12 protein-coding genes are annotated in these 19,308 nt (G+C 37.5%); all 12 read left to right on the top strand.

Annotation, left to right across the window (positions count from 1 at the left end; genetic code table 11):
- Positions 1–61 precede the first annotated feature (61 nt).
- The 12 genes from ACHUE3_RS00590 (at position 62) to ACHUE3_RS00535 (ending at position 18,987) form a co-directional block, all read left to right on the top strand.
- Positions 62–928, top strand: a complete 867-nt coding sequence (locus ACHUE3_RS00590; protein ID WP_394189158.1) for a WYL domain-containing protein — start codon at positions 62–64, stop codon at positions 926–928.
- Between the two features lie 50 nt (positions 929–978).
- Positions 979–3,459, top strand: coding sequence for an N-6 DNA methylase (locus tag ACHUE3_RS00585; protein WP_394189156.1), 2,481 nt, complete (start codon positions 979–981; stop codon positions 3,457–3,459).
- Position 3,460: 1 nt separating this feature from the next.
- Positions 3,461–4,816: a restriction endonuclease subunit S gene (locus ACHUE3_RS00580; RefSeq protein ID WP_394189154.1), complete on the top strand. Its 1,356-nt coding sequence runs from the start codon at positions 3,461–3,463 to the stop codon at positions 4,814–4,816.
- 5 nt (positions 4,817–4,821) lie between these two features.
- A complete protein-coding gene (locus ACHUE3_RS00575; protein WP_394189152.1) occupies positions 4,822–6,363 on the top strand; it encodes a DUF262 domain-containing protein in 1,542 nt (513 codons plus the stop codon).
- Positions 6,360–8,390 carry a DUF262 domain-containing protein gene (locus tag ACHUE3_RS00570; RefSeq protein ID WP_394189150.1) on the top strand — a complete coding sequence of 677 codons (2,031 nt, stop codon included), beginning with the start codon at positions 6,360–6,362 and terminating at the stop codon, positions 8,388–8,390. Before ACHUE3_RS00575 ends, ACHUE3_RS00570 begins: the two co-directional genes overlap by 4 nt.
- Positions 8,391–8,638: 248 nt before the next feature.
- Positions 8,639–9,571, top strand: coding sequence for a retron St85 family RNA-directed DNA polymerase (locus tag ACHUE3_RS00565; RefSeq protein ID WP_394189148.1), 933 nt, complete (start codon positions 8,639–8,641; stop codon positions 9,569–9,571).
- Positions 9,564–11,168 carry a retron Ec78 anti-phage system effector ATPase PtuA gene (gene ptuA / locus ACHUE3_RS00560; protein ID WP_394189146.1) on the top strand — a complete coding sequence of 535 codons (1,605 nt, stop codon included), beginning with the start codon at positions 9,564–9,566 and terminating at the stop codon, positions 11,166–11,168. Before ACHUE3_RS00565 ends, ptuA begins: the two co-directional genes overlap by 8 nt.
- Complete coding sequence (locus ACHUE3_RS00555) at positions 11,165–11,782, top strand: retron system putative HNH endonuclease (RefSeq protein ID WP_394189144.1); 618 nt, start codon at positions 11,165–11,167, stop codon at positions 11,780–11,782. Before ptuA ends, ACHUE3_RS00555 begins: the two co-directional genes overlap by 4 nt.
- A gap of 3 nt (positions 11,783–11,785) precedes the next feature.
- A complete protein-coding gene (locus tag ACHUE3_RS00550) occupies positions 11,786–14,812 on the top strand; it encodes a type I restriction endonuclease subunit R (RefSeq protein WP_394189142.1) in 3,027 nt (1,008 codons plus the stop codon).
- Positions 14,813–14,949: 137 nt separating this feature from the next.
- The gene (locus tag ACHUE3_RS00545) at positions 14,950–16,035 is read left to right on the top strand and encodes a hypothetical protein (RefSeq protein ID WP_394189140.1); all 1,086 of its coding nucleotides are present in this window, start codon (positions 14,950–14,952) and stop codon (positions 16,033–16,035) included.
- A gap of 1 nt (position 16,036) precedes the next feature.
- A complete protein-coding gene (locus ACHUE3_RS00540) occupies positions 16,037–17,215 on the top strand; it encodes a hypothetical protein (protein WP_394189138.1) in 1,179 nt (392 codons plus the stop codon).
- Positions 17,200–18,987, top strand: a complete 1,788-nt coding sequence (locus tag ACHUE3_RS00535; protein ID WP_394189136.1) for an Hsp70 family protein — start codon at positions 17,200–17,202, stop codon at positions 18,985–18,987. The genes ACHUE3_RS00540 and ACHUE3_RS00535 overlap by 16 nt, the downstream gene beginning before the upstream one ends.
- Positions 18,988–19,308 lie beyond the last annotated feature (321 nt).

The raw sequence follows: 19,308 nt of genomic DNA, 5'->3' as shown, positions 1-19,308 counted from the left end.
TATTATCCCCATCTAGTAATATCAGTCGTAATGTTAATAGCTAAAGTTGATTTTATACTAAATGGATTTAGATAAGCTGAATTACGCGCAACGTGAGCGTTTAGCGTTTATTGACTTTTGTTTGCAATTTGTAGGGCAAATGTCGCGTGCAGATCTCATCAGCCACTTTGGTATTGGGTTAGCATCAAGCTCTAGAGATTTAACGCTTTACAAAGAGCTTGCTCCAAGTAATTTAGTACTCGAGCACAAAACCAAGCAGTATTATCGTACAAACGAGTTCCAACCTGCCTTTACTCATAGTCCAGAAGCCGTTTTAACTAGCCTTTGCCGAGGCTTTGGCGATGGCTTATCGAATGGCTCACAACCATCAAAACATTGCTTAGATGCGACTCGTTTAATCCATCCTGATTCAAGTCTAATTGCCACTTTAATGCGTGCAATCAATAGCAAAAAAGCAGTTCTATGCGATTATGTTTCTCTGTCGTCTGGTGAAACCCGTAGAGAGATAGTCCCTCACTCCATTGTAAATAATGGTCAACGTTGGCATGTAAGAGCATTTGATTGCAAAACCAATGAGTTCCGAGATTTTGTCTGTACACGATTACAAAACGTTTCAGAAATTCCTCAGCCAGTCAGTGACAATCAACTCGCAAGAAATGACATGAGTTGGAACAATATTATCAATGTTAAGTTACGTGTTCACCCCTCAATTAAACACAAAAAAGCAATAGAGCTAGATTACAACATGGCTGACGGTGTTTTGCGCTTAGAAGTAAGAGAAGCACTGCTTGGCTACCTAATGCGACAGTGGAATGTTGACTGCACAAAAGATGCCTCCTTAGTGGGTGATGAGTATCACCTTTGGCTAAGCAATATCAATGAATTAGAGAACGTGGCGAGTATGACAATCTCGCCCGGATACAAATAGAATTTTAAGAATTAATCAAAGCGAAAGAGTCGCTTTCTATAGGAATAACAATGGATCACAGCGTACACAACAAATTAGTTTCTTTTATCTGGTCAATTGCTGACGACTGCTTACGAGATGTATACGTGCGAGGTAAATACCGTGACGTAATTTTACCTATGGTGGTGTTACGCCGTTTAGACACCTTACTTGAGCCCACTAAACAAGCGGTACTTGATGAAGTTAAGTTTCAAGTTGAGGAAATGGAAGCCACAGAGCTTGATGATGCGCCGTTAATTGATGCCGCAGGTTATGTGTTTTACAACACCTCTAAATGGACATTAACCAGTATTAAAAATACCGCGACCAATAACCGCCAAATCATTCTGGCAAATATTGAAGAATACCTAAACGGTTTCAGCGCTAACGTTAAAGAAATTATCGAATGCTTTAACCTTAAATCTCAATTTCAACATATGGCAGGTAAAGATGTACTACTTGATGTACTAGAGAAATTTGTTTCTCCTTATATCAACTTAACGCCAGATGAAATTGAAGATCCAGAAGGTAATAGACTACCAGCATTAAGCAACTTAGGCATGGGTTATGTGTTTGAAGAATTGATCCGTAAATTTAATGAAGATAACAACGAAGAGGCCGGTGAACACTTTACCCCACGTGAAGTTATTGAGTTAATGATCCACTTGGTGTTTGACCCAATTAAGTCAGACTTACCATTAACACTAACCGTTTATGACCCAGCCTGTGGAAGTGGCGGTATGCTTACCGAAACACAAAACTTTATTAATGAAAAATACCCAGTAGAAAACACCACCCGCGATATTAATTTATACGGTAAAGAGATAAACGACGAAACCTACGCTATTTGTAAATCAGACATGATGATCAAAGGCAACGATCCTAAAAACATTAAAGTAGGTTCCACACTTTCTACCGATGAATTTGCAGGCCAACGCTTTGATTTTTGTTTATCTAACCCGCCATACGGTAAAAGCTGGGCAAGTGAGCAAAAGCATATTAAAGAAGGCTCAGATGTAATCGATTCACGCTTTCAGATTGTGCTAAAAGATTACTGGGGTAACTTACCGAAAGAAGGCTTTGCTGACGCCACACCACGCTCATCTGACGGCCAATTGCTGTTTTTAATGGAAATGGTCAGCAAGATGAAGTCAACAGCTACCAGTCCGTTAGGTTCTCGTATTGCTTCGGTTCATAACGGCTCTAGTTTATTTACCGGTGATGCTGGCTCGGGCGAAAGCAACATTCGCCGTTACATTATCGAAAACGATATGCTAGATGCCATAGTGCAACTACCCAATAACTTGTTCTATAACACGGGTATTACTACGTATATTTGGTTACTTAATAATAACAAACCACAAGAGCGCCAAGGCAAAGTACAGCTTATTGATGCTAGTTTATTATTTAAAAAACTACGTAAAAACTTAGGTAATAAAAACTGTGAGTTCTCGCCAGAACATATCAGTGAAATTACCCAAACGTATCTTGATGCAGCGAGCGTTGAGCGCAAGTTAACGGAAGAAAACAATCCAACGGGCATTGCCGCTAAGGTATTTAATAATGATGATTTTGGTTACTACAAAGTAAATATTGAACGCCCAGACAGACGCAGTGCGCAATTTAAAGACGAACTTATTGCGCCGCTGCGTTTTGATAAAACCCTTCGTGAACCAATGGAATACCTGTTTGCGGAATATGGCGAGAAGGTTTATCAAGCAGACTTTTTTACCGCTAACGATAAAGCGATGGAAAAAGAAATTGTTGGATGGTGTGAAGATAACGATATCAGTCTAAACGCTAAATCAAAAGCCAAGCTACTTTCTACCGATACATGGCAGCAAGGTAAGCTTCTAGTAGCGCTTGCCAATAAACTCGCTGAAACTATCACCACAGAATATAACGATTACAACCTGTTTAAAGCCGATGTTGAAGCCCAATTTAAAGAAGTTTCGGCTGATGTATTAGCCGACATTAAGGCAAATAAGCGCAAAGCTTTTTACACCACAGTCGTTAATGCTATGAGCTGGTACGACGAAAATGCCGAAAAAGTAGTTAAGAAAGTGGTTAAGTTTAAGCAAGATAAATTGGATGAGTTATTAAACCATTTAGGCTGTGAACAAACTGGCTCTTTATCTGAGGTGATGGCTGACTTTGGTTATTACGCTACTGGAAATAAAAACGAGTTCACCACTTACGAGTCAAATTCTGATTTACGTGATGCTGAATCAGTACCACTTACTTATCTTGAAGACAAAGAAACAGCTAACAATAACAGCGAAATCCACCAGTACTTCCTTGATGAAGTTCAACCTCATGTTAGTGAGGCGTGGATAAACCTTGATAGCACTAAAATAGGTTACGAAATTAGCTTCAATAAATACTTCTACCAACACAAACCTCTACGAGCAATGGATGACGTAGCGACCGACATCATTAATCTTGAGCAAAAAGCAGAAGGGTTAATAGCGGACATTCTTGGTGTTGATTTGGCTAAGGTTCAAGGAGAGTAATATGGCTGAATTAGCCAAAATGCCTAAGTATAGTACTTATATTAATTCAGGTATTGATTGGATTGGAAACGTTCCTGCTACCTGGAAAATATATACTTTAAAAAGAACTGTTGACGGATGCACTAATGGTTTGTGGGGAAGTGACCCTAAAGGCAATGATGAAATTATTGTTTTGCGAGTAGCTGATTTTAATAGAAATACATTAAATGTTTTGGATGACAAACTTACATATAGAGCGATACCTGTAAAGGAAAGACAAGGGAGGCTATTAAAAAAAGGTGATTTACTAATTGAAAAATCTGGTGGTGGTGACAAAACATTAGTCGGATGTGTTGTTCGTTTTGATAAAGATTATGAAGCAGTAACGTCAAATTTTGTAGCGAAAATGACACCTCAAAAAGGTTTTGATAGTCGTTTTCTGAAATATGTATTTTCTACAATATATGACCAAAAGATAACTTATAAGTCTATAAAGCAGACAACGGGCATTCAAAATTTAGACTCAGCATCTTATTTGAATGAAAAATTTCCATTTCCTATTCTTCCTGAACAAATAACAATAGCTAATTTTCTTGATTTAAAGTCAACACAAATTGATGAAGCCATTGCAATCAAAGAAAAACAAATTGAGCTGTTAAAAGAGCGCAAGCAAATCATCATCCAGCAAGCCGTTACTCAAGGCTTGAACCTTAATGCGCCAACGAAAGATTCAGGTGTTGATTGGATTGGTGAAATCCCTGAGCATTGGGCTTACGAACCTATTAAGCACTCTTTGAAAGGGATTATTGATTGTGAGCATAAAACTGCCCCATTTGTAGATGAGACTGATTACTTTGTTGTTAGAACAACAAATGTAAAGGGAGGTAAATTACAAATGGCAGGAGCAAAATATACGCATGAAAAAGGTTTTAAAGAATGGACTCGTCGAGGTGTCCCCAAAGTTGGTGATGTACTCCTAACAAGGGAAGCGCCCGCAGGTGAAGCTTGCCTTGTTCCTGAGAATATTAACTTATGCCTCGGGCAACGGATGGTTTGGCTTAAGATTAATAGAGAGAGACTTATTCCTGAATTCGCCATTTCGTTAATTTATTCAAGTATAGGTAGAACATATATTGATTTCCTTTCCTCAGGCTCTACTGTGCTTCACTTTAATATGGCTGACATTAATAATATTCCAGTAGTTCTACCACCGCTTAAAGAGCAACAAGAGTTAGTAGAGTTTATTAGAAATGAGTCAGGAAAAGTTGATGATGGTATTGAGATCCAAATCCAACAAATCGAAAAACTCAAAGAATACAAAACAACGCTGATCAATAGTGCGGTAACAGGCAAAATCAAAGTGCCGGGTGTGGTTTAGCAGGGATGACGATGCAACAGGACGTAGTAAATAATCCAATGGACATTGCCGTTACCAGTGTAACGGCTGCTCAGTTATTCTCTGGTAATGTAATCGATGTTAATAAAAAGCCCCTGAATGGCTTAAAGGTGCGGTTAAACCTTCCTGAATATCAGCGACCCTACAAATGGTCTCCTAATGATGTAAAAGCTTTATTAGGCGATCTAGAGGCTTATTTTAATACGAATAGTGAAACCATTGATTCGCAAAAGCATGATAAACCGATGCTCTATTTAGGCAGTGTGGTGTTGCATCAGGTTGCTAATGGCTCTGAAACTATTTTGAATATTATTGATGGTCAACAGCGTATTACGACCTTGCAGTTGATCTGCATGGGAATTGCAGCAAAAAATGGTAACAGTTACTCCCTGCCAAATATGCAGTATGGTTCGCCAAGTAGCCATGAGCGAATAGCTAAAAACTATCGATGGTTAACAGCACAACCGCTATCAGAGTCGTTGTTAGCACTCGATTTAAGCCGCATTAACTTTACAGTTGTGATCACACAATCTGAAGATGAAGCCTATCGCTTTTTTGAAACACAAAATACGGGTGGCGTAAGACTATCTGGTCCACAAGTCATTAAAGCTCACCATTTACGTGCTATACCCAGTGAGATACAAAACAACTTTGCGAGAAAGTGGGAGTCATTTAACTATTTAGATGGTGTAGTTAACAGGCTACTAAAAGCGAGACGCTGGCAGGCATTTGGTTTTAAACATGTGCCTTCACACCGAGCACCTGAAGGTGTTAAAAAAGTCATTGTAAAAGAGTTTGCCGAGAACACTGGTAGTAAAAATGAAGATTTAGCCTTCAGCCGTGGCGCTCAAATTAAAAGCTTGTCAGGAGTAATATCACAGCAACTTGTTGATGGCTATTTAGCTAAGCAGCCACTAAATGCAGGTATTAATACGGTTAATTATTTGGCCTATTTTAATGAGTTATATCACACCCTGATGGTTGAGCAGTCTCAACCTTATCTAGACTCATTCTATTCGTTTTATAACGAGGTGGTGTTAAAGGCAAATAATAGCGATTTTTTAACAGAATTATTTGATATCGCTATTTTGCTATACGTCAGTGAGTTTGGAACAGAGTATCTTAATGAAGCCAGCTTTTGGTTAGCTCGATGTGTCTTTTCTATTCGACTTTACAATGAAAAAACAGTCAGAGAAGACTCTATTTCTTCATTTGTTAATAAGTACCCGTTACTCGACTGGATAACCACGGCTTATGAGCACAAACAGCTAGTTACAATGTTGCAAAGTTTTGAGCGAGATATATCGCCCGATAATATTGGAATATCAGATAGAGACGGTAAGACTGCTAATGGAGTAAAGCAAAAATTCTTAAAAGGTTATGCTAAGTTTTTTAGCATTCTTGTAGCAGCGCGTACTGGTAATCAAATAGCCGAGTCTTTTGATGCTGATTTAAAACAAGGCATAGCGAACAAGTTAGTTGAGATTAAAGAGCAAAACATTAAAGCATTACAGGAGTGCGTTGCATGAGTTTAGCTGTATCAAACAACGCACAGCGCAGTGCTAGTCAGGTTGAAACAAAAGTACAAACGCCACAAGATTTATTAATAAACAAAATCGCGTTTGAAATTCCATCTTATCAGCGGCCTTATGTGTGGGGCGGTGAAGGTGTTTTAAAACTATTACAGGACATAGAGCAAGCATTTATTGCCAAAGAGCATCAATATTATATTGGCACTGTACTTTCTTCTCAATTGCCAAAAAAAGCTAACAAAGATGCATCCGTGAGCTTTGAATTGATCGATGGGCAACAGCGCATGACTACCTTGATGCTAATTGCCATTGCATTTAAAAAGGCCAATGTTGATTGTGAGCTTTCAAACGTTGCGATATTAGCGAATTTTCCTCGTGTTACGTTTTCAATTAGAGAAATGGTACAAGGTTTATTGTGCTCATGGACTGATTTAGAGTTTACTCATAAGCCCTCTGATGAAGATATTCATAAGAACGAGTACACCAAACATTTAGCCGAAGCGTTAAATACGGCAACGAGCTTTATTAAAGAAATACGTAAGGACAGTAAAAAAGGTGAAGCGCATTTAGTTAATTTTGCTAAGTACTTTCATCAGCAAGTGCGTTGGGTTAACAACATTATTCCTGCTGGAACCGATTTAAATAAACTGTTCGCGACTATGAATACCAGTGGTGTGCAGTTAGAGCAATCCGATATTTTAAAATCGAAGCTATTAGGTAAGCTGAGCAAAAACCGCCAAGAGTATGATGGCTTGTGGCAAGTGTGCGAAAACCTAAATAATTACTTTGAGCGCAATGTGAGGCGGGTGTTTACAGCTTCTGACTGGAAAGAAGTTCAAGATGTAGAGCTAGCTAGTTTTGACAAAATAAAGTTTAAGCTTGCCGATGCCCCTTTGTATCAATATGGTGTAGATACTGAATCTGATAATGTTAGAGGACTAACGCTTGAAGAGATTGTAAGTGATGTATCGTTGTTAGGTAAGCTTGAGCCTAAAAGGGGCACTAACAGCAATGCTAACGATACCGATGATGAAGTATATTGCCGTTCTATTATTAGTTTTCCGCTCCTTTTAATTCATACATTTAGAATTTACAACGTTCAATCAGGCAATGATGATATTGAGAGCCGTGTTAATGGTGAACGGTTAAATCAAGCATTTGAACGGTTTGTAATAGATGCTTCTGAAGCTGAGGTAATTAAGTTTTTAGATTGCTTATGGCAAGTACGCTACCAATTTGATAAGTGGGTTGTGAAGTGGGTAGAAAAGGGCGAAGAGTCCACGGCAGTTTTACGATTAAGTAATGTTAATTTCTCAAAGACACAAAGCAGACTAAACCGAGTACCTACAGAAATTATAGAACTAAGCCAACTTCAAAGCGTTCGATACTTCACAGGTGAACGAAGCGCTCAGTATTGGCTTACATCTTTTCTAGGCTGGTTAGTTAAAAACAATACGGAAGATAAAAATATAGTAATGGCTAAGTTAGAAGATATTGATAATAAGATGTCACTCGCTTTGTTCCATGCCGAACTTAGCCAAAAGCAGGCAAGTTTTAACTACCTTACGAAAACAAAAGGCAGTTTTGGATCTTCAAATGAAATGAGTGATTATTTAAAGCAAATCAACGGCATTGGGTTTGAGCATTATTGGTTTCAGAAGCTGGAATATGTGCTCTGGAAAAATGAACAAAATAGGGCAGATGAGAAATTCAAAAAATACCGTATTAGCTCAAAAAATTCTGTTGAGCATGTTCACCCGCAACATGAAGAATACGATATGCGGCTAGAAGATAGCTATTTGAATGCTTTTGGTAATCTTGTGTTACTGAGTCCGGGTGAAAATTCGTCCTACAGTAATCAAACCGTTGGTAAAAAACAGGAAGACTTCAAAGGTAAACCCGTATATGACTCACTCAAGTTAAAACAAATTTTTGAGTTGAAGCAAAACGATGAGTGGGACAAAGACAAGATTAAACAGCATCAAAAAGAGATGGTTGATTTGTTGACTAAACACTATTACTAATAAGTATATGAAAGAGAGAGTTGTTGTAATTTATATCATAATGTAAACTAACTTGGCTCTTTAGCTTAGGACGAAATTCGTCTAGTCGGGTGTTTAGCCAGACTCTAATTTATTGAACGACTTTATGGTTGCGATATGTTCGCAACCGTCATTCGTTCCTCATGAAGGTTGCGAACATATCGCTTCCTCTAGTAAAGAGCAAAGCCCAAGAGCATTGTTCTTGGGCTTTTTTGTTTGTGGACTAAAGAATGGAATTGATAAATAAACTAGCTACTAAATTAAATAAGAGTGAATCAGAAGTGATCCGCTTTTTGGCTAGTGCGCCATTAAAATATAAGGTCTACACGATTCCCAAGCGCACTTCGGGACATCGAGTTATTGCTCAACCTTCGAGAGAATTAAAAGAATACCAGCGTGCTTTTATATCTTTATATCGATTGAATATTCACGATGCTGCGATGGCTTACAGAGAAAGGCTTAGCATAAAAGATAATGCCAAATTTCATTGTAAAAACAGATACCTTTTAAAGATAGACTTAGAAAGCTTTTTTAACTCTATTACCAGCGAGCTATTCTGGACGATTTGGCAACAGCACTATGAAATGCCCAATAATGATGACAAGGTTCTTATGGAGCGACTTTTATTTTGGTCTCCAGGTAAGTCATCGACAGGCAAGTTGGTTTTAAGTATAGGTGCACCAAGTTCTCCTCTTCTATCTAATTTCTTTATGTACCAGTTCGATGAGTTAGTTACACGACATTGTGAAAAGCTGGAAATTAAGTATACGCGCTACGCTGACGATTTAACGTTTTCGACAAACGCTAAGAATGTGTTATTTGATATGCCTAGATACATTTCTGACACACTAACTACTTTGTTTGGAAGTGCGCTAATTATCAATCGCAGAAAAACGGCTTTCTCATCTAAAGCACACAATCGTCATGTAACGGGAATAACAATAGATAATGAAAGTGATTTATCACTTGGGCGAGAAAAGAAACGCTATATCAAGCATTTGGTGCATCAATATAGATTAAATAAGTTAGATAAAGAAAACGTTTTTCATCTTAAAGGCTTATTAGCCTTTGCTAAACATATAGAGCCTAAATTTATAACGTCACTAGAAACTAAGTATTCAGCAGAAGTGATCACTCAAATATTTGAGGAACAGCATGGATAAACCGCATAAGACTCACAGTAAAACCATAAAAACGCTAAAAAATAATGCAGCAAAAGGGAATTTGCTGTCGATGTTTCAGCTTTACGAAAATTATAAATCTGGAAAAAATGTTGAAGCTGTAGACGATGAGTTAGCTCAAACATATTTAGATGTGATTTCGGAAAAGCTACCAAATGCTAAATTGAAGCTTAAATCTGTTGATTTATATAACTTTAGGCGTTTGATGTCTTTCGATTTAACCTTCAATGATAAGCTAACAATTATCATTGGTAACAACGGTTCAGGTAAAACAGCCATAGTAGAGTCTTTAGCAAAAACTTTTACGTGGTTTAATAAAGCTCTAGAAAAAAGTACTAATGGTAGGCCTGTTACTGAATCTGATGTAAATGTGAACGCTAAAGATTATGGTGAAATTGTAACGGATATTGAGATAGGAGAAGCGACTCTATTTGAAACAGTTTTATCTAAAGTTGCTCCAGAAAGTAATCATTCAAAATCTAGTGAGGTCAGCGATATTAAATTGGCTGGATCGTTGTATCGATACTTGGCCTCAAATGATCAAGTTAACCTTCCTCTTCTTGCTTATTATTCTGTTGAACGTTCAGATTTTACTTTACAACAAACGTATTCTGAAAGTGCTAGAGGAGATGTTTCAACCAATCGGTTTGATTCACTAGATGATGCTTTGGATGGAACTGGAAAGCTAGATAAGTTTTCTCAATTGTATATTGAGCTGGTAAATCTAGCTGATGGGGAAGTAGCTTCTGAAGTAAAAGCTTTGAGGCAGCAGATAACTAATATCGAATCAATTTTAGCTGAAGCCTATGAAGGGGAAATACCCTCTAAAAGTGATCCAGTAGTAAAGAAACTAGAACTAAAGAAAAAAGAGTTAAAAGCAGCGTTAGATAATAACTGTTCAGTTAAGCATCAAAACCAACTTGCTCTTGTAAATAAAGCAATCGAAACTATTGTGCCTGATGTAACTGATTTAGAAGTTGACCGTAGCTCAGGTAAAGTGAAGCTCATGGTTAAAAATTTTGGTAATCGAGTAAATATTTCTCAGCTATCTCAAGGACAGAAAACGTTAGTGGCGCTTATAGGTGATATAGCAAGACGGCTTGTTGTACTGAATCCTAATTCAGAAAATGCTTTAGCTAGTCATGGGATAGTGATTATTGATGAGGTTGAACTTCACTTGCATCCTAAATGGCAACAAGAAGTACTTGTAGGGCTGCAAAAAGTATTTAGCAATATTCAGTTCATAGTGACTACTCACAGCCCACAAGTTCTTAGCCATATCGATCCAAAGCACACTACGGTTATTAAATTAAGCAGTGAAAATAACCAAATTAAAAAGGTTATAGTGCGTGACACTTATGGCAGAAATGCTGATCTTATTTATGAAGGCAATATGGGCGTAACATCTCGACCAGAAGAAATTCAAAGTAAGATTGAAGAAATATTTAAATTGATAGAGCAAAAGGATTTATCAAAAGCAAAAAGCGAAATAACCTCACTATCAGAAAAAATTGGTGATGATGGTCAATTAGTAAAAGCCATGACTTTAATAAAGCGAATGGAGCTTATTGGTAAATGAGGTATATAAGGAAAGGGGTAGAGCCTCAATCATTTATTGATTGGAAAGGAGCTGCCAGTGAAGAATGGACACCAACTTATAAAGAACTATCAAATCCAGAGAAAAAGGCAGTTTATGAAGCCTTGTTACAGGAGCAAGGGTATATCTGTTGTTACTGCGAAAGAAGGCTTACTCTAGAGTCAGGCGACTACCATATAGAGCATTTGAACCCTCAATCAGCCGATGATGACGATGCTCTGGATTTCGCTAATTTTTTGTGCTCTTGCCTAAGAACAACCGTCAAAGGTGACCCGCTACATTGTGGAATGAAAAAAGGCGCTAATGTTATTCCGGTAACCCCTTTTCAGCTCAATTGTAGCGAAAATTTCAAGTTTACTGGCGATGGAAAAATAAATGGTGTTAACGAGCAAGCGATTAAAACAATTGAAATATTGGCTTTAGATATAAGCAAGTTAAACGACCTTAGAGAAAAGGCTTTAGAGCCTTTTTTGGACCCCGATTTGTCTGTAGATGATTTGAAAGTATTTGTAGAAAAATATATTGATATTGGGCAAGAACTTAATCCCTTTATATCAATGGTAGAACATGTATTTAGTGAGTTTATACAGGGATAGAAAATGGTTAGTCAAACAAACGAACAAGCATTAGAAGCTGCGATAGAAAAAGCATTAACGGGAACTTGCCTAGAAGACATCAAAGCAGGTGTGCAAGAAGCTGCGCCTGATTTTGGCAACAAGTTTTATAAGCTTGGTCAACCGACTGACTTTGATATGCACTATGCGTTAGACACGAACTTTTTCTGGCAGTTTTTAGAAACCACACAAGAGGAAGAGCTGGAAAAACTTAAACGTAATAGCCCGAATGACTGGCAGCGTAAAGTGCTTGAACGTTTTGACAGACTAATTAAAAAACACGGAATATTACACCTATTGAAAAAAGGCTTAAGTGTTGGTGATGCGCATTTAAACTTAATGTACCCAGCTCCTCTGGCAAGTAGCAGCGACAAAGTTCACCAGAACTTTGCAGCAAATATTTTCAGCGCAACTCGACAGCTTCGTTATTCAAAAGCCAATCCGCTTCAAGAAATAGATTTGGTGCTGTTTATTAATGGTATTCCATTAATAACCTTAGAACTTAAGAATGCTTGGACAGGCCAAAATGCTCGTTACCACGGTCAAAAGCAGTACCGTAATGATAGAGATACCTCGCAGTCGTTATTGCAGTTTGGGCGCTGTCTAGTGCACATGGCAGTTGACACAGACGAAGTGTATATGACCACCAAGCTTGCAGGTAAAAGCACCTTCTTTTTACCTTTCAATAAAGGAAACGGACATGGGCAAGGCAATCCAACTAATATGTTTGGACACAAGACAGCCTACTTATGGGAGGAGGTGTTTACCAAAGAAAGCTTGGCTAATATTATTCATCACTTTGTTCGCTTAGATGGCTCAAGCAAAGATGATCTCAAAAAGCGCACGCTTTTCTTCCCCCGTTATCATCAAATGGATGTTGTTCGTAAGCTAGTAAACCATGCCGCCACGCATGGCGTGGGTCAAACCTATCTGATACAGCATTCGGCAGGCTCTGGTAAATCAAGCTCTATAACGTGGGCTGCGTACCAGCTAATTGAAACTTACCCGCAATCAGCAGATATACCGGGAAGTCGAGGTGTCGAGCAGCCACTATTTGATTCGGTCATTGTTGTAACGGACAGAAGGCTTTTAGATAAACAGCTAAGAGACAATATTAAAGAGTTTTCTGAAATTAAGAATATTGTTGCTCCTGCTTTTAAATCATCAGAATTAAAGTCAGCGCTTGAAAATGGTAAGAAGATTATTATCACTACAATTCAGAAGTTTCCATTTATCATTGATGGTATCAGTGATTTAAGTGATAAACGTTTTGCGGTGATTATTGATGAAGCACATAGCTCTCAGTCAGGCTCTGCGCATGACAATATGAACCGAGCTATGGGTAAATCTGAAATAGAAGAGGCTGAGGATGCTCAAGATAAAGTACTTCAAGCCATGCGTTCAAGAAAGATGCGAGGTAATGCGTCTTACTTAGCATTCACTGCGACACCTAAAAATAGTACCTTAGAGAAATTCGGACAACAACAAGAAGACGGCAGTTTTAAACCATTCCACTTGTATTCAATGAAACAAGCAATTGAAGAAGGCTTTATTCTTGATGTCATAGCGAATTACACCACCTATAAAAGTTACTATGAAATTGAAAAGTCAATTCAGGATAACCCTGAGTTCGATACAAAGAAAGCTCAGAAACGTTTACGAGCTTACGTAGAGACTAGTCAGCAAACTATCGATACCAAAGCTGAGATCATGCTTGAGCATTTCATACCGCATGTTGTGAATAGCAAAAAGCTTAAAGGTAAAGCTAAAGGCATGGTTGTTACTCAAAATATTGAAACAGCTATTCGTTATTACAAAGCGATAACTAGACAGCTTGAGCAACAAGGCAATCCATTTAAAGCCGTTATTGCATTTTCTGGAACCAAAGAAGTTGACGGTATTGAATATACCGAAGCAGATATGAATGGCTTTCCAGAAGGAGAGACCAAAGATAAATTTGATACAGATGAGTATCGCTTACTGGTCGTTGCTAATAAGTATTTAACAGGCTTTGATCAGCCAAAACTGTGCGCAATGTACGTTGATAAAAAGCTAGCGAGTGTTCTTTGTGTTCAAACGTTGTCTCGTCTAAACCGCTCAGCTCCTAAGTTTGGCAAAAAGACAGAGGATCTGTTCGTGCTAGATTTCTTTAATAGTGTTGATGATATCAAAACATCATTCGATCCATTCTACACCTCAACAACGTTATCAGAAGCAACTGACATTAATGTATTGCATGAGTTGAAAGACTCTATGGATGATGTTGGCGTTTATGAATGGTATGAAGTTGAAGACTTTATTAAACGTTATTTTAATAATGAAGATGCTCAGACGCTTAGCCCAATTATCGATACCGCTGCGAACCGTTTTAATTATGAATTAGAGCTTGAAGACGAAGATAAAGTTGATTTCAAAGTAAAAGCTAAACAGTTCGTGAAAATCTACGGGCAGATGGCTTCAATCATGCCATATGAGATTGTTGCATGGGAAAAACTGTTTTGGTTTTTAAAATTCTTAATACCGAAACTTATTGTTAAAGACCCTGACTCTGAAGCGCTTGATGAATTATTAGAGTCCGTTGATTTAAGTTCTTATGGTCTTCAACGAGTTAAGTTGAATTATGGTATTGGGCTCGATGATGATGAAACTGAGTTAGCACCACAAAACCCTAACCCTCGTGGTTCGTATGGTGGTGAAGAAGAACGAGATCCGTTGGATGATATTATCAAAAACTTTAACGAAAAGTGGTTCCAAGGCTGGAGTGCAACGCCAGAAGAACAGAAAGTTAAGTTCATAAATATTGCACAAAGTATAAAGCAACATCCAGACTTTGAAGCTAAATACCAAAACAACCCTGATCCACATAACCGTGAATTAGCATTCGAAAAAATGGTGAAAGAGGTAATGCTGGCTAGGCGTAAAGATGAGTTAGAACTTTATAAATTATTTGCAAATGATCCAGCTTTTAAGGTCTCTTGGATGCAAAGTATGCAGCACACAGTTGGGTTGTAAACCTTCAAAAACTCGTAATAAGAAGTAATAGAAGTAAAATAAATGTATGGATAGGCATATTTCAGCAATTCAAAATATTATAGCAGTTTTAGGGTTATCGGATACACATTATCCAGTAGTAAAGGAGTAACTATTCAATGTCTTATTACATAAACTTTATCGATCCAGGAAACGCTGGTGGTAGCGTTCCAATACCCGACACCCGTTACAAAGGTCCTATTAAACCAATAGAATATGGCTGCCGTTATTGTAAAGCGAAATTCCTAAGCGATCCTGAAAGGAGTCAGCATGAATGGGAAGCGCACCCTACTCGCAACCCTTTACTTCTAATAGATAATAATGAAATTAGTGCAACTCGTTTAAAAGTGAGAGATATCAGTTTTTTTGAAAATATTGAATTTCTCTACGTAGACCAAATATCGATAAATGGTGAGCTGTTAGAGGAAACTAAGGCTAAGCAAATATTAACTTCCTCTAATAAGAAATTCTTTAAAATTGAATTGGTGAATCAGCAAGTTTCAAGAAGCTTTGAACTTGAAGTTGATATTGTAGATCCCAGCGATATTAAAGCAATAGACGCTCTGTTTTATGAAATGCTTGCTGGTGACGATATTAAAGATGAACTAGTAAACAAATTTATCGACATATGCGAAGATCGATATCCGAATGCTACATCGTATACAGATGCATTGGTAAAATACTTGCAAGGCATAAAAGCCAAAGATGGCAGAGCTAGTCATATTACTTTTGAAGAACATGTAACCAAGCTAAATCAAGCTTTAGGTACTTTGAAGTGGTTTAAATCTGACCTTGCAAGATCAATCATAAATTTAATTGAGTTTAATTTTAATCGCTTTGATAAAAACCAGGGGGCATATCAAAGTCCCAGTTTAGATTTTTCATTAAGTTTCTTTAATGGCAAAGAACTCCCTAAAGTTAACCTTGATTTAGAAAGCAGCTCTATCCCTATCCCCGTAGATTGGGTTACATCACTGATCATCAATTCAATATTAAAAGAATATGACAAGCTTGAATTTCAAGAAATAGAAGGTTTAGCCAGATCGTCTAAAACAACAGGGCTTACAGCTCAAGATAGAGCAAAGCTGAATTTTATTTTATATAGAAAAGCATTAGCTGAAGGGCTTTCAACGGAAGCCAAAAGACTTTTGAAGAAATTAAATCATAACGAGGTGTTTAAAGACAAACTCGTAGTAGAGAATTAAAATGAACGAAACATTAACATTGAATAAAGTTGCCAAAAAAGAAGTCGTTTTTAATAGTATTGATGAGGTTATCGTTGATGTATTTAAAGAGGGTGAAGCCGGAAAAACTAAAAAACCATTAAAACTATTATCTGCTCACAAGAAATATCTTAATAACATCGTTTTTAAAGATAGAGTGTCTGCCGATCTTTTAAAGAATTATCCAGTTATTATTCTTGCCAGAGATTCGGAGCTTAAGCTTACAACTGAAATTATCACCAATGTTTATAATGCTACAAACAATGAAGCAAAGAATAGTTGTATTAACTTTTTTTGCGACGTTATTGGTGAGATATCTTTCTTAAACCCTACTAAGCATGACACTAACGTTTTTCGCGCAATTTTGTCATCACTAGGTGACAATGAAAACGCTCTCCCTTACCTGATAAATGAGTTAAATCAGCGATTTGATAAACGTCTAGAGGGGATTAAAAAATCCAAATCAAAAGCCGAAGCAGCCAAAACAGTCGAAATTAACGAAAGTGAAATTGATTCTGCGCCTAAAAGCATGACTGCGGCTCAGTTAAAGAGTTTAAGGTATAACGTATTGGCAATAGCCACTTTGTGGTCAGTTAGTCTCGGTAAAGCAACTCAAACTAAAGCTATTGATACCCTTTCCAATATTTTCACGGTAGAAATTGATGAAAAATCACCAAGTTTGTCTATCGAATCTTTCCTCGCTGGACACATAAACAGTAGCAGTAAAAAAGAGCTAGGTGCTCTTATAGCTCGTTTTCTAAAAAGTGAGCAAGATGCTGTAGATGATAAAAGAAACGCGCAAGAACAATCTCAATATTACAAAAAGCAACTGGATAAAGCATTAGTTGATAAGCAAAGTTTAAATTTGCAGCTAAGTGATAGTAATAAGAAGATTGAAGAGCTTCAGACACAGCTACAAAAATTACAGGAAGCTATTGAGTCAAAAGAACAGATGGGTAAAGCTGAGAGAGTACACCTCAAAGATGACACAGGAAAAGTAAAATCCAAGGCGATCAACTTGTTAGAAGAAGAGGTTATTCCCCCACTTCGTACATCTCTTAAAGCATTAGACAGAAGTGAACCTAAAGTTAAAGTAGCGATTCATAACATAGACGTAATCATTGAAGAAGTAGAAGGAGCATTACAGTGGTTCAAAAAATAGGGATAGATTTCGGGACTACCAATAGTCTGATCTCAGTTGTTACTCATCAAAATAAAATAAAATCTTTTACGGAAAAAGATAGACCTCATCCTTCTGTTGTTCACTATGAAGGAGAGACAGTTATTTGTGGCATGAAAGCCAAGAATAAGCTTGAACAAAATACTATTGGAATACACGGCAACGCTGTTCGTGGGCCAAAAAAGTTTTTGGATAAAGATGCCATAAATGTTGGGGGAATTATTAAAAGCCCTAAAGAGGTAGTTTCAAATCTAATGTCTTTTTTGATAGAGCACGCTCAAGAGGAAGATGAAGACGGCATTGCAGATTTAAAGCACGCCGTTGTAACTATTCCAGTTGCGATGGATGGTCGTGGTCGGCAAGCTCTTCGTGAGGCATTTCTAGATTCAGGTATATTAATAGAATCATTTGTACATGAACCTTTAGCAGCCTTATATGGGTATTACAAAGATCTTGAAGATACTCAAAATGCGATTTTAAAAGATGAAGGCCAGCTGATTTTAGTTTTTGACTGGGGCGGCGGTACGTTAGATCTAACACTATGCCAAATCAAAAACGGAAATATAGTTCAAATTTTAAATAAAGGTAATAATAAAATAGGCGGTGATTATCTTGACGAAGCCATCTTAAAGTATGTTGAAGAGCAACATGCTGAAAAATTCAATTGGACTGAAAACACTCAAAAGTCACGTAATCCAAGCATGAGGGCTAGATTACTTGAAGAATGTGAGCGTGCCAAAATAACACTTTCTAAGAGAAGTGAAGCGCCAATATTTATACCGGATTACTACAACGCTGATGGTGATGAAGCTGAAATCGATTGCTGGATATCAAGAAATGATCTGGACAAAATATCTAAACCCTTGATAGATGCTGGTCTTAGAGAGATTGATTCAATTCTCAGCCCTGAGCAAGCTGATATAGATAGACAGTGTGTCGCTTTGTGTCTTGCTACTGGTGGAATGGTTAATATGCCTGCGATAAAGCAAAGCTTACGTGAGATATTTGGAGTGTCAGCGCTTCATGTTTCGGAAAAAGGCGACAGAATAATTTCAGAGGGTGCAGCTTGGATTGCGAAAGACAATGTAGCTCTAGCATTAGCAAAACCCATTGAGCTTGTTGAAGCAAGGAACTCTCTACTGACTCTTATTCCCGAAGGAACATTGCTCCCTAAACGCGGCAACACGCAAAGCACACAACAAGCTCTGTATTGCGCTGACCCGCGTGATGGCAAGGCTGTATTGAGCTTTAAACGTGCTCAAATGGTAGGAAAAACTGCCGCTGCTGACAGACGAACATCTATGGGTAACTTGGTAGTTCCTGTTAATAGTGACTTTCCTCCATTAAAAGAACGAATTGATATAGATGTTAAAATAGATGAAAACTTGATTATGACAGTTAATGCTAAATCGTTAGATGAAGACATTCCACAAGAGTTAAATGTCTATGATATTGAGTTTTCTATTAACGTATTAGGTGACTCAACTCAAAAAAAAAAGACCTCTAGGATAACGAAAGGTATTGGTGAAAAAATGGGAGTCGCAGTCAGGTCAAATGTAACCCATCAAAATGAAGGGTGGAGTTTAGTGCCTGGGGAACTTTTAAAAAAATACAACGACGAAAACCCTTATCTAAAGCAAAAACTGACAGAAGAACAAAGGTTGGAAGATCTTTATTATAAACCATGTTCAAACTGCGGTGCGAGATGGCAAGTGGGCTGTTGTAATAGCTTATCGACTTCTGGTGTTGCCTAGATGCTATTAGAAGTTAGTGGACTAACTAAATGGTGGTATAGACTACGAGGAATAGATGTCAGAATTGCTTTAGACAATACAAGTATTAAGAAATTCAACAATGCCTTCTGAAACAAAGTTATAGCAAGTAGTTATTTAGTTATTGTGCCGCTGTCAGGTAGTGGCACTTTACTGAAGTTTTACTTAGCACTGAATAGTGCCTATTAAGTAGTGGGAAGTACTAGCATAATATGTATTAATCTATAATGACTTTTTAAAATTTGAATAAGATATACAAATGTATTTAAAAGTAATTCAAAAATATTTTCATATCACTTAATT

It is taken from the genome of Pseudoalteromonas atlantica (assembly GCF_043641955.1).
In the GTDB taxonomy this organism is placed as follows: Bacteria; Pseudomonadota; Gammaproteobacteria; order Enterobacterales; family Alteromonadaceae; genus Pseudoalteromonas; species Pseudoalteromonas atlantica_A.
The sequence above is the reverse complement of the archived record's forward strand: the minus strand, read 5'-3'. Positions and strand labels throughout refer to the sequence as shown.

Coding starts and splice junctions, on each gene's coding strand:
- ptuA (WP_394189146.1), top strand. CDS start 9,564: ATGGATAAACCGCATAAGACTCACAGTAAAACCATAAAAACGCTAAAA.
- ACHUE3_RS00550 (WP_394189142.1), top strand. CDS start 11,786: ATGGTTAGTCAAACAAACGAACAAGCATTAGAAGCTGCGATAGAAAAA.
- ACHUE3_RS00545 (WP_394189140.1), top strand. CDS start 14,950: ATGTCTTATTACATAAACTTTATCGATCCAGGAAACGCTGGTGGTAGC.
- ACHUE3_RS00585 (WP_394189156.1), top strand. CDS start 979: ATGGATCACAGCGTACACAACAAATTAGTTTCTTTTATCTGGTCAATT.
- ACHUE3_RS00570 (WP_394189150.1), top strand. CDS start 6,360: ATGAGTTTAGCTGTATCAAACAACGCACAGCGCAGTGCTAGTCAGGTT.
- ACHUE3_RS00555 (WP_394189144.1), top strand. CDS start 11,165: ATGAGGTATATAAGGAAAGGGGTAGAGCCTCAATCATTTATTGATTGG.
- ACHUE3_RS00565 (WP_394189148.1), top strand. CDS start 8,639: ATGGAATTGATAAATAAACTAGCTACTAAATTAAATAAGAGTGAATCA.
- ACHUE3_RS00540 (WP_394189138.1), top strand. CDS start 16,037: ATGAACGAAACATTAACATTGAATAAAGTTGCCAAAAAAGAAGTCGTT.
- ACHUE3_RS00580 (WP_394189154.1), top strand. CDS start 3,461: ATGGCTGAATTAGCCAAAATGCCTAAGTATAGTACTTATATTAATTCA.
- ACHUE3_RS00575 (WP_394189152.1), top strand. CDS start 4,822: ATGACGATGCAACAGGACGTAGTAAATAATCCAATGGACATTGCCGTT.
- ACHUE3_RS00590 (WP_394189158.1), top strand. CDS start 62: ATGGATTTAGATAAGCTGAATTACGCGCAACGTGAGCGTTTAGCGTTT.